The 14185-nt window shown below is 68.5% G+C and carries 9 protein-coding genes; all 9 read right to left on the bottom strand.

What is annotated here, in order from left to right; translation table 11 throughout:
- Window positions 1–2958, bottom strand: a 2958-nt coding sequence (locus RT97_RS28590) for a type VI secretion system Vgr family protein (protein WP_253278334.1), incomplete at its 3' end; no start/stop codon positions are given.
- Between the two features lie 151 nt (window positions 2959–3109).
- The gene (gene tssH, locus RT97_RS28595) at window positions 3110–5824 is read right to left on the bottom strand and encodes a type VI secretion system ATPase TssH (protein ID WP_042582245.1); all 2715 of its coding nucleotides are present in this window, start codon (window positions 5822–5824) and stop codon (window positions 3110–3112) included.
- 69 nt (window positions 5825–5893) lie between these two features.
- Window positions 5894–7225, bottom strand: a complete 1332-nt coding sequence (locus RT97_RS28600) for a tetratricopeptide repeat protein (RefSeq protein ID WP_042582246.1) — start codon at window positions 7223–7225, stop codon at window positions 5894–5896.
- The gene (gene tssG, locus RT97_RS28605) at window positions 7222–8304 is read right to left on the bottom strand and encodes a type VI secretion system baseplate subunit TssG (protein ID WP_042582247.1); all 1083 of its coding nucleotides are present in this window, start codon (window positions 8302–8304) and stop codon (window positions 7222–7224) included. The genes RT97_RS28600 and tssG overlap by 4 nt, the downstream gene beginning before the upstream one ends.
- A complete protein-coding gene (tssF, locus tag RT97_RS28610; protein WP_042582248.1) occupies window positions 8268–10160 on the bottom strand; it encodes a type VI secretion system baseplate subunit TssF in 1893 nt (630 codons plus the stop codon). Before tssF ends, tssG begins: the two co-directional genes overlap by 37 nt.
- 8 nt (window positions 10161–10168) lie before the next feature.
- Entirely contained in the window at window positions 10169–10684 is a 516-nt protein-coding gene (tssE, locus tag RT97_RS28615) for a type VI secretion system baseplate subunit TssE (RefSeq protein ID WP_042582249.1), read from the bottom strand.
- A 1-nt stretch (window position 10685) separates the two neighbouring features.
- A complete protein-coding gene (locus RT97_RS28620) occupies window positions 10686–11531 on the bottom strand; it encodes a type VI secretion system accessory protein TagJ (RefSeq protein ID WP_042582250.1) in 846 nt (281 codons plus the stop codon).
- Window position 11532: 1 nt separating this feature from the next.
- Complete coding sequence (locus RT97_RS28625) at window positions 11533–12090, bottom strand: hypothetical protein (protein ID WP_042582251.1); 558 nt, start codon at window positions 12088–12090, stop codon at window positions 11533–11535.
- A 48-nt stretch (window positions 12091–12138) separates the two neighbouring features.
- Window positions 12139–14112 (bottom strand): caspase family protein, encoded by a 1974-nt coding sequence (locus tag RT97_RS28630; protein WP_042582252.1) that lies wholly within the window; start codon window positions 14110–14112, stop codon window positions 12139–12141.
- Window positions 14113–14185: the final 73 nt, after the last annotated feature.

Consider the following 14185-nt stretch of genomic DNA (forward strand, 5'->3'; position numbering starts at 1 on the left):
CGGCGGTGGCGGTGGCGGTGGCGGTGGCGGTGGCGGCGGCGGTGGCGGCGGCGGTGGCGGCGGAGGTGGCGGTGGCGGCGTGGGCGTCCACTCCTGTGTCGGTTCCGCGGGACGCCCCACGCCTGGAGGCGGTGGCGGCGGGGGCGGCGGTGCCGGCGGCGCCGCACTGCCGTCCGCATTGACCGACTCGTCGGCGGCCAGCCGTTCTCCGCCGGTTCCAACGCCCAGGGCTCCGAGCCCACCGACGATGGCCTCGCCGGCGATGATGCCGACGACGCCAAGTACCGGAATCTGGCTGGCGATCACGCCTTCCATGCGCCGGTTGCGCGTGACCCCTCCGAGCGCGCGCAACCGGCCGGCCAGTCCGGGCAAGTGCGCCGCATCGGCTTCGTTGGCGGCGTTGTCCAGCGCATCGGCGGCGTCGGCGTATTGCTTGAGCGTGGCATCGATGTCCGCGTCCGCGCTGGCCAGGCCCGCGACCGCACCGAGCGCGCCGGCGATGGCGGCTCCCCCCGCGCCGCCGGCACCCGCGCCGGGCGTGAAGGTATGCAGCGCCGCCTGCTCCACGTCGATCGGAAACGCCTGGATCTCCGGCGCGAGGCCGGACGACAGCTTGACGCCAAGCGCCGTGTCGATCGCCACGCCGCCGAAATTGGAGATGGCAATGGCCACGGCGTTGTCGATGCTCATGCCCATGAAGGTCGAGCGCGCCATGCCCAGGTTGGCTTCGCTGTTGGTGCCGATGTAGCCGCTGGTGTTGGGTCCGAGGATGGTGGTGTTCGAGCCGACCGAGGTCGCGTCGATGCTGCCTACCGCCATCATCTCGATGCCGGTATTGCTCATCAGCTTGATCTTGTTGGCCATCAGGTGCAGCGGGCCGGTGGGCACCGTGATGTATTTGGAGCTGGCGCCCGTCACCAGCCAGTCGATGTGACCGGCCTCGAAGCTCATCTTCGCGGCCTTGTAGGTGAGGTTGCCGCTGACGGTGACGGTCTGGTTGCCGATCACACTGCGGGTTTCACCGGCACGCGAGGTGTCGGTCCGCGCGCCCGTCACGTCGGTGGTATGGGTGCCGCCCACGGTCAGCGTGTCGTTGGCATCGACGAAGGTCTCGCGGTTGCCCACCACCTGGTTGTTCTGGTTGCCCTTGACCGTGTTCTTCTGGTCCACCACCACCATGGTGGTCTCGTTGCGCGTCACCGTGCTCTTGCGGTCGCGGTCCACGTGCTGGGTCTGGTCGCGCTTGACAGTCACCGACTGGTCGCGATCCACCGTGGTCGAGTCGTCGCGCTCCACGCTGCGGCTCATGTCCAGCTCGGCGTGGATGTTGATGTTCTCCTCGCCCTTCTTGTCCTCGAACATGATCTCGTTGTAGTTCGCGGGACCGCCGCCGGGCGTGGAGCGCGTCTTGAAGCCGCTCTGCGTGGGCGACTTGTACGGAATGGGCTGGTCGTCGTTGTAGACGCGGCCCACGATCACAGGGCGGTCCGGGTCGCCGTTCAGGAAGTCGACGATCACCTCCTGGCCGATGCGCGGAATGAAATACCCGCCCCAGCCCTTGCCGCCCCAGGGCTGCGACACGCGCACCCAGCAGGTGGACTTCTCGTTGCTCTCGTCGTAGCGGTCCCAGTGGAAGTGCACCTTCACGCGGCCGTGGTCGTCCACGTGCAGTTCGTCGCCGGCCGGGCCGACCACGATCGCGGTCTGCGGGCCTGGCATGGTCACGCGCGGCGTGAGGCGCGGCGGCCGGTAGGCACGCTCCAGCGGAATCGCGGTGATCAGGAATGCGCTGGTGCCCGGCTGCGATGTGTTGAGCATCGGCGTGCTGGCGATCAGGTCTTCCAGAACCTGCAGCGTGTCGGCGTTCACCGCGTCATCGCGCAGCACGTCGGCCAGCGCCGCGTGCACATCCTGCGCCGCGGCCGTGCCGGCGCCGACGCTTTCATAGCCCGGATGGCTCGCCATGAAGGTGCAAGCCGCGATCACGTAGTCGCCGTTGCGCGTACCGTCGGGGTCGCCCTCGAACTTGAAGCTGCGGCCGGCAGTCACGTCGGGCCAGGTGGTCAGCGCCCAATGACGGTCGCGGCGCGCGTTGAGTTCGTCGCCGCGCAGCTTGGTGCGGTTCTCGCTTTCATCGCCGGTGAAATAGCCGCCCGGGAATTCGAACTCCTCGAAGTCGGCCAGCTCATGGTCGTCCTTCACGTCGATGGTGGCGCCCAGCTTCTTCTTGATCGCCTTGAAGTCGCTGTCGCGCGAGGCCTGCTTGCCGGTGTCGAACTGGCGCGAACTCACCCAGCGCGAAATCTCGTTGTGCCGCGCCTCGCTCGCATCGCTGGGCATGTAGCTCAGGGTGCCTTCCACCGGCAGCTTCTCGTGCGCGAGATCGCTCGCGTCCGACAGGTGCATGGTGCCGGGCGCATCGTGCGAATCGAACCAGTAGTAGATGCCCTCGTCCTCCAGGAGGCGCGAGAGGAACTGGTAGTCGTTCTCCTGGTGCTGCACGCAGTAGCGTCGCGGGTTGTGGGTGCCGATCACGTTGCCGGCCTTGGTCTTCTTGAAGCGCTTGATCGGGCTGTCCTCGAACACCGCGTCGAGCACCTCCAGCACCTTCTTGTCCTGCAGGATGCGCGAGTTGGTGCGCTTGGTGAGCAGCCAGAACCACGAGCGCAGCGTGATGCGGTATTCGAAATGCCGGCCCACATGCCCCGCGCGCACGAAGCGCACCGCGTGGCCCTGGCAGTGCCGCTCGTGCTTGGCGCCGCCCTTGTCCTGGAACTCGATGACCACGTCGAACGCGCGGCCCAAAATGTCCTTGGCATCGAGCGCCTTGTTCTTCGAGAGCACCGTGAGCTCGTAGGCCGACGGGCGCGCAAGGGCCTCATGACCCACGATGCGCCAGAACATCAGGTCGTCCTTGGCGGGTGAATCGGTCTCGATGCGGAACTCGTGGTCGGCCATGTCTTGGTCTCTTGCGTAAGTGCGGTGTCAGTCGTCGCGGCCAGTTCGCGGAACGCCGCGGAACCGGCTTTGCCGGGCCGCTGGTGTTGCCCCCTGCAAGGGGGTGGGCGTTGCGACACGAAGCGCGCGAAGCCTGGGGGTGTGCTTCATGTCAATCGAACGCGTAGGTGAAGTCGGCGTCCTTGACGTCCAGCGCGACGCGGCGGATCTCGCCGCCCGACGCCAGGCGTTGCAGGTACTCGACGGAAATGGTGGGCAGCACCGTGTTGGTCAGGATCGCGTCGATCACGCGGCCGCCCGACTCCGGGTCCTGGCAGCGCGCTACGACCTGGTCGACCACCGCGTCGCTGTATTCGAAGGGCACGCCGTGGTTGGTCTCCACGCGCTTCTTGATGCGGCCCAGCTGCAGCCGCACGATCTTCTTCATCATGTCCGGCGACAGCGGGTAGTAGGGAATGGTGACGATGCGGCCCAGCAGCGCGGGCGGGAACACCTTCATGAGCGGCGCCTTCAGTGCATCGGCCAGCGCGTTCGAATCGGGCAGGAGCTCGGGGTCGCGGCACATGCTCATCACCAGCTCGCTGCCGGCGTTGGTGGTGAGCAGGATGATCGTGTTCTTGAAGTCGATCATGCGGCCCTCGCCGTCTTCCATCCAGCCCTTGTCGAAGACCTGGAAGAAGATCTCGTGCACGTCGGGGTGGGCCTTCTCCACTTCGTCCAGCAGCACCACGCTGTAGGGACGGCGGCGCACCGCTTCGGTCAGGATGCCGCCTTCGCCGTAGCCCACGTAGCCCGGAGGCGCACCCTTGAGCGTGGAGACGGTGTGCGCCTCCTGGAACTCGCTCATGTTGATGGTGATGATGTTCTGCTCGCCGCCGTAGAGCGCCTCGGCCAATGCGAGCGCTGTCTCGGTCTTGCCGACACCGGAAGTGCCGCACAGCATGAACACGCCGATGGGCTTCTGCGGGTTGTCCAGCCGCGCACGCGAAGTCTGGATGCGGCGCGCGATCATCTCCAGGCCGTGCTTCTGGCCGATGACGCGCTGGTTGAGCGTGTCGGCGAGCTTGAGCACCGCCTCCACTTCGTTCTTGACCATGCGGCCGACCGGAATGCCGGTCCAGTCCGCGACCACCGACGCCACGGCCTGTTCGTCGACCGACGGAAGAATGAGCGGCGACTCGCCCTGCACCGCGTGGATCTTCGCTTGCAGTTCATGCAGTTCAGCCAGCAGCGCGGCGCGGTCGTGCGCGGGAGCGGCGGCAGCACCGGCGGCCGGATCCGCAGGCGCGGCATCCGCAGGCGCATCCACCGGCTTGTTGCCCGCGCGCAATTTGCTGCGCAGCTCCAGCAGCCGGTCGACCAGCCCCTTCTCTTCCTGCCAGCGCGCGTTCAGTGTTTCGAGTTGCTGCTTCGATTCGACCAGCAGCGCCTCCACCTGCGCCGAGCGCTTGGTCACGTCGATGCCGATGGTGGCCTCGCGGCCGATGATCTCCTGCTCGACCGTGAGGCCCTCGATGCGGCGCATGCAGTCTTCCACCTCGGGCGGTGTCGCGTGCTGCGACACGGCCACGCGGGCGCAGGCGGTATCGAGCAGGCTCACCGCCTTGTCGGGCAACTGGCGCGCAGGAATGTAGCGGTGCGAGAGCTTCACGGCCGCCTCGATGGCCTCGTCAAGCAGCTGCACGCGGTGGTGCTTTTCCAGCACGCTCGCCACGCCGCGCAGCATCAATATCGCCTTCACCTCGTCGGGCTCGGGCACCTGCACGACCTGGAAGCGGCGGGTGAGCGCCGGATCCTTCTCGATGTACTTCTTGTACTCGGCCCAGGTGGTGGCGCCGATGGTGCGCAGGTTGCCGCGCGCGAGCGCGGGCTTGAGCAGGTTGGCCGCGTCGCCGGTGCCGGCCGCGCCGCCCGCGCCCACCAGCGTGTGGATCTCGTCGATGAACAAAATGATCGGCGTCGGCGAGCTCTGCACCTCGTCGATCACCTGTCGCAGGCGCTGCTCGAACTCGCCCTTCATGCTCGCGCCGGCCTGCAGGAGGCCGATGTCCAGCGTGAGCAGCTTCACGTCCTTGAGTTGCGGCGGCACGTCGCCGCGCGCCAGGCGCTGCGCGAAGCCTTCGACCACCGCGGTCTTGCCGACGCCGGCCTCGCCGGTGAGCAACGGATTGTTCTGGCGGCGGCGCATGAGGATGTCCACGATCTGGCGGATCTCCTCGTCGCGCCCGGTCACCGGGTCCATCTCGCCCTTCTTGGCTTTCTCGGTGAGGTCGACCGCGAACTTCTTGAGCGCATCGCCCTTGCCCATCGCGGCCGGCGCCATCGCGCCCGAGTCTTCGCCGGGTGCGCCGCTGCCCATGCCGGTGCCGTCCTGCGCGCGCATCTGCGATTCGGGCGAGGCGTCGCAGATCTTCGGAAAGTTGTCGGCCAGGTCCTCGACCTTGATCTTCTCGAACTGCCTGGAGAGGTTGAACAGCGGGTTGCGCAGGCTCTGCGTCTTGAGCATGCCCACCAGGATGTAGCCGGTGCGCACCTGCGCCTCGCCGAACTGCAGCGTCGCGTAGGTCCATGCGCGTTCGATGGCGTTCTCGATGTGCGGCGAGAAATCGCTGATCGCGGTGGCGCCGCGCGGCAGGCGGTCGAGCGCGGTGGTCATGTCCTTGGCGATCACCGAGACATCCAGGCCATAGTGCTGGATCACGCGGTGCAGGTCGGAGTCCTGCGCCTGCAGCAGCTGTGCGAACCAGTGCTCCAGCTCCACGTACGGATTGCCCCGCATCTTGCAGAACACCGTGGCGCCCTCGATGGCCTTGTAGGCCAGCGAGTTGAGCTTGCCGAAAAGGGCGGTGCGGCTGATTTCACTCATGGTGTTCTCCGTATCTGTTGAAGACGATTCATAAAGAGGAATTTGAAGTTCGGCGACCCGTGCCGTGCGTCACCGCGCCGAAAGCCTTGCGCTGGCGAGCCAGCCCTGCACGTTCCGCCCCGCCTCGCGGCGCGGAACGATCGGCTCGATGCGCACCGCGCCGAAGCCGGCGGCCGCCAGGCGGGCCTCGACATGCGCTGCCGCATGGCGGTAGCGGCCGCTGCCTTCGAGCTTGAAGTCGTCCGGGCCCCCGTCCATGGCCTCGACCGTGAACACCACGCCGCCTTGCGGGCGCAGCGCGCGCGCGGCTGCCGCCAGCACTTCGCGCAGGTCGCCGAAATAGCACAGCGTGTCGGCCGACGCCACGAGGTCGAAGCGGCCGGGCTGGGTGTCCAGGTAATGGGTGAGCTCGGCCTTGTGCAGCACGTCGTAGCCGCCGCGCTGCTCCGCGCGCTGCAGCATGCCGACCGACAGGTCGCAGCCGGCCATGTGCGCTGCCCAGGGCCGCAGCAGCGGCGCGCAGAGCCCGGTGCCGCAGCCGGCATCGACCACAGCCAGATTCGCGGCGGGCGCGCCATACATTTCCTGCACCGCACGCGCCACGAGTTCAGGTGCGCGGTAGTGCAGCTTCTCCAGGCTCGCGTCGAAGCTTCCGGCGTAGCTGTCGAACAACGTCTCCACATAGCCGTCGCTGGCGCGCGCGGGCGCACGCCCCTCGCAGGCGGCCAGCAGATGCGCAACCACGGGATTGCCTGGATCTTCGGCCAGCCACTCCCGGTACATGCCGATGGCCTGCTCGTTCTCGCGGAGCAGCTCCAGCGCGCGAATCACCTTCGAGCGCGCGCTCAGATTGCGTGGCTGCAACAGCACCGCACGGCTGTTGGCGATCACGCTCTCCTCGATGCGGCCCTGCTCCATCAGCGCGATCGACAGGTTGTACCAGGCCTCGCTGGACGTCGGCCGCAGTTCGATCGCACGGCGGCTGACGCGCTCGGCCGCCTGCCAGTGGCCCTTGCCGCGTTCGAGCGCCGCGATGTTGCTGAGCGCGTCGGCGCCTTCGTCGTCCTTGGCAAAGGACACGCTGTTTTCATAGGCACGCATCGCATCGTCGACGCGGCCGGCCTCGACCAGCAGGTTGCCCAGGTTGTTCCAGGCGCCGCTTTGCGCGGGTTGCAGCGTCAGCGACCGCCCGATCAACGCGATGCTCTCGGCGTCGCGCCCCTGTGCATGGCGCAGCAAGCCCTGGTAGTGCAGTGCATCGGGGTCGCCGGGCGCGGCTTCCAGAATGCGGGCGAGCAGTTCGCCGGCCGCGTCGAGATTCCCCGCCTTCATCAGGTCCGCCGCTTGCACCAGCGCGGCCGCGTGCGCCGCCGTGTCTGCGCTTGCGAGAGTCTTCGTCATGCAGCAGCTCCTGCAGTGGCCCTGGCGGTCATCGAGCTGTTGCCGATGCGCACGTCGGCCGCGTCCTTGGTGCGCTTTCGCTCGCCGAGCCACGAGACCCAACCCAGGCGAGGCCCGTTGCCCGCTTGCTGTCCGAGCCGCGTGACGGGCACTTCGGCTTTCTCGAGCATCAGCTCGGCATCCCATTCGAGTTCGTCGCCCAGCAGTTGCTGCATCCAGCGCTGCAGCACCGGCCGCGCGGTGCCGATGGGCAGGAACATGCGGTACTGCTCGAGCGTGAGCGGGCCCATGTGCAGGCGCACGCGATGCTGCCGGTCCCACGCGCGGGTGCCGAGCATCGCGCCCATGCCCATCGAGCGCGAGCTCTCGCCGCGCCCGAGCCGCGTGACCTCGTCGGTGGGCACGCTCATCCAGTGGCCGACCCAGCGCTCCAGCGTCACCGGCACGCCGAAGTAGCTGCACAGCACCGACTCCACGCTCTCGGCGTTGTGCACGCGCCGCGCGAGCCAGCCCGAGAAATGCAGGCGCGCATCGTCGTGCACCTCGTCGCGCCCGATGCGGCCCGGCGTGCCCGTGCCGATGAGCGCGCCCACCTGCAGCCGAAAGCGGTCTTCGCCCGGACGGTCGAGCGCCACCGCAGGCCGGGACTGCGCCCACGCGCGATAGAAGTGCAGCGAGAAGCGATGAAGAAAGCTGTCGAGGAACGCCAGCCACGTCGGATCGCCGTGGTTCAGGCTGCGCTCGCGGATGAAGTCGCTCAGGTGAACCGGCAGCGGGCCGTTGGGGCCGACATAGCTGAAGAAATGCTGGCGCAGGCGCGGCGGCGAATACGCGGTCGCAGGCTCAAAGCGGCTGAAGCTCGCGGGCGCGAACGAAAGCGAAGGCTCCTGCCCCACGCGCACTGGCTCGGCGCTCGGCAGCAATGCGCGGCCCCAGCGCGGCGTGGTGGCGGCGACGGACTCCAGCCGGCGCATCACCGCGAAGTAATCGAACGACCACGGCTCCGCCGACCATCCGCGCAGCGCGGCATCGACGCGCGTGCCTACAGAATCTGCCGGGTCCCGCACAGCGGCCTCCATCGCATGGTCTCGCCCTTGCCCGCCACGCGGAGCACGGTCTCGACGAAGTGGTTGACCTCCACGTGGCGCGCGAGAAAGCGCGACATCACGGCACCGAACAGGAACACGCTGTGGCCGTGGAACGCATCCTTGTCGACCTCCAGCGTCACCTCGAGCCCGCGCCCGAAAGCGATCGGGCCCTTGAGCGGCAGGCGGCGCGCCACCGGCTTGCTCTTGACCGACAGGAGGCCGCGCACCTGGCCCTGGCGCATCTCGTCGGCATGCGTGGCGTAGAGCATCAGCGTCTCGCGCAGCGCGGCGGCGCCCTGCTCCGGCGTGCTGTCGGAAATCGAGAGGTAGTTGAGCGCCAGGTGATCGACCACCCGCCAGCCCAGCCCCTGGCTCACCACCGGCGACACCGGCCGCGAAGGCCCGCGCACCATGCGCACGCGCTGCACGGGGAAGGAATCGACGCAATCGAAATCGTTGTCGCGGCCCAGCGGCATCAGGAGCGGCAGGTCGCGGTTCGTGCACAGCGCAGTCACCGCCAGCTGCCGGAGCGTCGCCGCATACGGCGCCTGCTGCGGATCGACGATCTGCATGTAGACCTCGGAGCCGATGTGGCTGCTGCGGTGCCCCTCGGTGCGCTGCCTCACCGACAGCATGCGCGGCTCGCGCGTGGTCGTGAAGTACGCGGGGTGGCTGTGGCGCGTGCCGTGGAAGGCCGAGTAGAACGGCCGGAACACCTGCTCGGCCGCCGACGCATCGGCACCGGGCGCGCCGTGTCCGATCACCTCGGTGACGGTGTGCACCTCGAAGTCCTGCGGCCGCGTGCGGTCGGGCACCAGGTGAAACTGGCTCACGCCTTCGGTGAGCGGCACGCGATCGAGCCGCTTGTTGAACAGGTTGACGATCGGCACGCAGTGCAGCTGCACGTTCTCGGCGCTCACCAGCTTTTCGAGTGCCGCATCGCCGCGCGAGAACAGCAGCACGAGCTCGATCTCGGTGACAGGCATCGTCGCGAGCAGCGCCTGCAGCCCCGCTATGCGCAGGAACTGGAAGCGCTGCGGAAACGCGAAATACTCCTGCAGCAGGCGAAAGCCCGAGAAGCCCGTGGCGGTGACCGGCAGCAGCGCTTCGTCGTCCTCGAAACCGACGGGCTGGATCGCGCTCGCGGGCAGGCTCTGCGCCGCGCCCTGCAATGCGCCGGTCGGCGACAGCGGCCGCACCATCACGCCGATCGGCTGGCCCAGCGCGCACTCCTGCAGTTGCCACGCCACGTCTTCGGCGCCGCCCAGGTGCAGCACCAGGTCGTCGAGTGCGATCTGGTTGAACTTGAGCCCGGCCGTCGCGCGCAGCGCGATGCGCAGGCCGCCGCGAATGGCGCGCGACTGCGGGTGCGTGGCCAGCGGCAGGTCGGGCGCATAGGTGAAGTACTGCGCGCGCTGCACCTCCATCGGCCAGATGCGCAGCGCGCTCGAGGTCCGGAATTCGCAGTGCGTGTTCTGCCCCACGGCCTGGCGCGCCCGCAGGCCCGCGCCGCGCGGCAGCTTCGGCCCGGTGGCCAGGTTGGCGTCGTCGAGGTCGGGCGCGAAGGACACCACCGCCATCGCGGGCGTCGGCGCCAGGAAGTTCGGATAGACGATGTCCAGCAGGTGCCCCGTGAAGCGCGGGTACTCGGCATCCAGCTTGAGGTTGACGCGCGCCGAGAGGAACGCCGTGGCCTCGATCAGCCGCTCGACATACGGGTCGGCAACCTCCTGGCCCTCGATGCCAAGTCGATGCGCAATCTTCGGAAAGGCGCGCGCGAACTCCGAAGAGCTCTCGCGGAAGTAGCGCAGTTCCTGCTCGTACAGGTTCAGCAGCCGAGGGTCCATGTCAGGACTTACCTTGGGTTTTGCGCCATGTCCACGATCTCTATGCGGCCTTCTTCCAAATCGACTCGGCTTCGCATCAGGAACTCCAGCGGCACGGGTTGCGCCCACAGCATGCCGCGGATCTGCAGCCCGATGCTGTTGTGCGAGTCCAGTGCCGAGCCTTCCATGACGAGTTCCACTTCGAGAGTGCGGGACAAAATGCGCGGCTCGAACTGCAGGATTGCGTTCTTCAAAGCCTGTTCCATGCTGACACGCTGCACCGACGAGGTGAACTGGCCAGACAGCATAGGCAATCCGTAGTTGATGACCGAGCGCGCTGCATTGGGGTACTGCTTGTCGTCCATCGCAAGGCCGAAACCCGTCGCGTTGAAGAGCCAGCTCAGGTCGCGCAGCACGGCCGCGCGCAGCGCCTGCTTGGTGAGCGTGCGCTTCTCGTCGCTCTCGCGTTTTTCGGTGGGGGCGTTGTCGACCAGGCGGTCGAGCAGCGAAGGCTGCAGGCGCTCCTGGGCGGTGAGCTCGGCCACGTCAGCCGCCTCCGCTCTCGGTGCCTTCCTCTGGCGTTGCGTCTTCGGCGGCAGCCACCGGGTTGAAGAGGATCTCGCGCACATCCATGAGCGCGTACTCGCCGGCATCGCTGCCGAGCACGCGCTGGCCGGTGCCGGCCCACACCTCGGGGCGCAGCTCGCGCCATTCGGTCTTGCGTGCCAGAAGCAGATCGCCGTCCTGGCCTTTCTCGGTGCCTTCGTAGCGCGTGGGAATGAGCGCGAGGGTTTCTCCGCCGTTCTCGAACTGAAGGTGCGCGGGCATCCAGACGCAGTCGCGCAGGTCCTCGGGCGGCTCGATCTTGATGTGCGCAAGGCGCGCATACGGAATCCAGTAGTACTTGCCGTTGACGAAGGCTTCGAGCACCGGGCCCAGGCGCATGTCGGCATCGGCCAGCCACTCGAACGGCGCGCCGTCGATGGTGCCAGCGATGGCGGGGGCGCCGTCGAAGGCGCGCTGGCGCAGGTCCTCGGCCAGTTCGTTCTCGCCGCGCCCCTGGCGCAGCAGCGACTCGATGAGCAGCGCCAGCCATTCGTCGGGCTGGCCGAAGATCATGGGCGTGCGCGTGCCGGCGAACACCTCGGCGCGCAGGCCCTCGCAGCGCACGGCCTCGCCGTACACCTGCTTCATGGGCACGGCCAGCGCATCGAGCTCGGCCGCGACGGTGAGCTGGTTGAGCGCGCGCTCCCACTGCCCCAGCACGCAGAGCAGTTGCGCCATGAAGACGCGGTGCTTGCTGTGCGAAGGCTTGGCGCGCACCTCGTCGCTCAATGCCTTGAGCGCGGCCACCGGGTCGGCGGACTTCAGGAGTTCGGCGGAGGTGGTCATGTCAGTTGCCCGTGAAGGTGCAGGTGCGCACGGCCCCGCGCGCGCCGGTCTTTTGCTGCGGCGCCGAGCGGATCTCCAGCTTCGTGTAGTCGAAGAAGATGAGGTCGCAGGGCCGCTTGGGCGTGCCGCCGGTGACGATGGCGTGGCAGTTCACGCGCGCACCTTCGAGCACGAACTCCAGGTGCGACTGCAGGTCCTTGGAGCTGTCGCCGCCGGCCTTGAAGACCGAGACCGTCACCTTGAGGTCCGCGTCCTGGTTCTTCAACAGGCTCGCGATGGAAGCCGTGGCCGCATCGCAGTCGCGGATCACGATGAAGGAGTAGTTGCGCAGCTTGCCCTTGCTGGAGCCGGGCGGGATGACCACGTCGGACTTGTACGAGTAGCCGCCGATGTCCATGCGCTGCTTGCCGTCTTCGTACGTGCGCACCGACTCGCCCTCGATGGGCGTGCCCTTGCTCTCGATCATCATCGAGAAGTCGTTGCCCGATTCGCCCGACAGGTAGTCGAGCAGGCGCAGGGCCTCGTCGGGATCCAGTTTTCCATCGTAGCTCCAGCTCATGTCGATCTCCTGAGAAAAATTCGGTGACGGGTGGGTGGTGTGTCGTCGTTACCTGGCGGCCGAGGCTTCGCCCGCCCAATGAACCATCGCGGCGAAGGTTTGCCGCTCGCTCTCGGGTTGCACCGCGCCGCGCACCCGCACTTCGGCCACTGCATCGCCCGCGCCCGTGCCGAACAGGCGCGGCGCGCTGTAGGGCGCCGCGGGCGTGGCCAGCACCAGCAGCCGGCCGCCTTCGGCGTTGAACCACGGCAGCTCGAAACGCTTGACCGCAGGCGCCTCGCGCGTGCCGCGCTTGAAGCGGTTGGTCTCGCCCGGGTCCTCGGGGTAGACCTGGCGCGCACCGCCCTGCGGGTCGATGCCGACGATGACGAGGTCGACCGAGCGCGCGCTGGTGTTGCGCACGTTGAGCACGGCGCGCTCGCCGCTGCGCAGCGGCAGGAGCTTCGCGTCGACCTGCTGCGCGGAGCCGCTGCGCACGAGGCGGTCGCCGTTCCAGACTTCGAACACCGCGTCGAAGCCGTCGAACTGCGCGTCCTTGGCGATGGCGTAGAGCTGGTTGAGCCACTTGAGGCGCGCCAGCATTTCGATGCGGCGGCGCGCCGCGGTCGCATCGGCCGGCGCCGGCTTGGCACCCGCGCCGAGCACGGGCGAGAACACGTCCAGCTTGCCGCCCGACCAGCGCACGTCGGCGCCGTCCGCATCGTTCACCGCGATGACCGACGCCGGGTACTCCAGGCTCAGGCCGGGCGGCAGGCCCTGCTCCGCGCGCACGCGCAGCGCGAACGTGGCCGGTTCGCCCAGGGGCGTGATGTTCCAGAGCGCGGCCCCGGGCAGCTCGCGCAGCGCGGGCGGCACCGCCATGCGGGCCTTGTCGGTGAAGGCCTGCAGGAGCGTCCCCTCGGCGCTGCGCACCGTGCCGTCGTCCATCGTGGCCAGCACGCGCAGCGGCTGCTGCGCCACCAGGCCGTCGAGCTGGCCGGCCTGCAGCGTGAGCGTGTCGCCCGAGCGCTGTGCGCGCCAGACCGGGCGCGTGGACACGGCCTGCGCGCGGTTGGCGAAGATCGGTGCGTCCAGGTTGCCTTCGGCCACCGGCGAAGGCAGCTCGCGCGTGGGAAAGCGTTGCGCGAGTTCGTCGATCACCGGCGGATAGACGGCCAGCACGCCATCGAACAGGTCGCGCCAGGTGGCGGGCTTGCGTGAAAGCGCCTCCACCACCGCCCAGGTCAGAAGGCCCTGCGGCCGCGCATTGCGGTTCTTGCGCGGCAGGCGCAGCTCGGGCGTGATCTGGTGGCTCTCCGAGGCGAAGAGCGCGACGTAGCGGGCCCGCGGCACCGGGTCGGTCACGGTGGGGCGCGTCATGGCCGCGCGCGCCGCGGGGCCGGGCGCGCCGACCAGCTGCGCGGTGCGCAGGCCGCGCCAGCGCACGGGGTCGTCGGGCGGGCCTTCGGCGATGACGGGCGCATCGGTCGTGCTGCGCGTCATCGAGTTCGCCGAGCAGGTGTCGAAGACGGAAGCGACGAACACGTTGCGCGCGAGAAAGGCCTGGATCCACGCATCGAAATCGGCGTCGCGCAGGTCGCCGGTCAGGGCGTTGTCGGCGCCGAGCGTGCCGCGCACGTCGCGCGCGAGGAAGTTCTCCGAGAGGCCGTCGGGCTCCTGGTAGCGCTTGTTGCTGTCGCGCAGGCGCGTGCCGTGGCCCGAGAAATAAAGCAGCACGAAGTCGCCGCTCTTCGACTGCGCGAGCAGCCGGCCGAGCGCCTCGTGGATGGCCTGCGATTCGGGCAGCACCGAGCCGCTCACGCCGTCGGCGAGCACGGTGATGTCGCCGGGCGCGAAGCCTTGCTTCAGCAGCGCGTCGCGCATGAGCATCACGTCGTTGCGCGGCGCCTGCAGCCACAGGGCCTGCGGCTGGTTGACGAGTTCGGAGACGCCGACGAGCAAGGCGCGCTGGGTGGCGAAGGCGGTGTGGCCGCACAGCAGGAGCACCAGCGACAGCAACGCCTGCACGAAGCGAATCCGCATGGCTCCTTCCCCTCCCGGGGGAAGGCTGGGATGGGGGCACGCAGAGCGCCCGATGGATACGCCGCTCGCCCCC

It is taken from the genome of Variovorax paradoxus, from assembly GCF_000834655.1.
Classification (GTDB): Bacteria; Pseudomonadota; Gammaproteobacteria; order Burkholderiales; family Burkholderiaceae_C; genus Variovorax; species Variovorax paradoxus_F.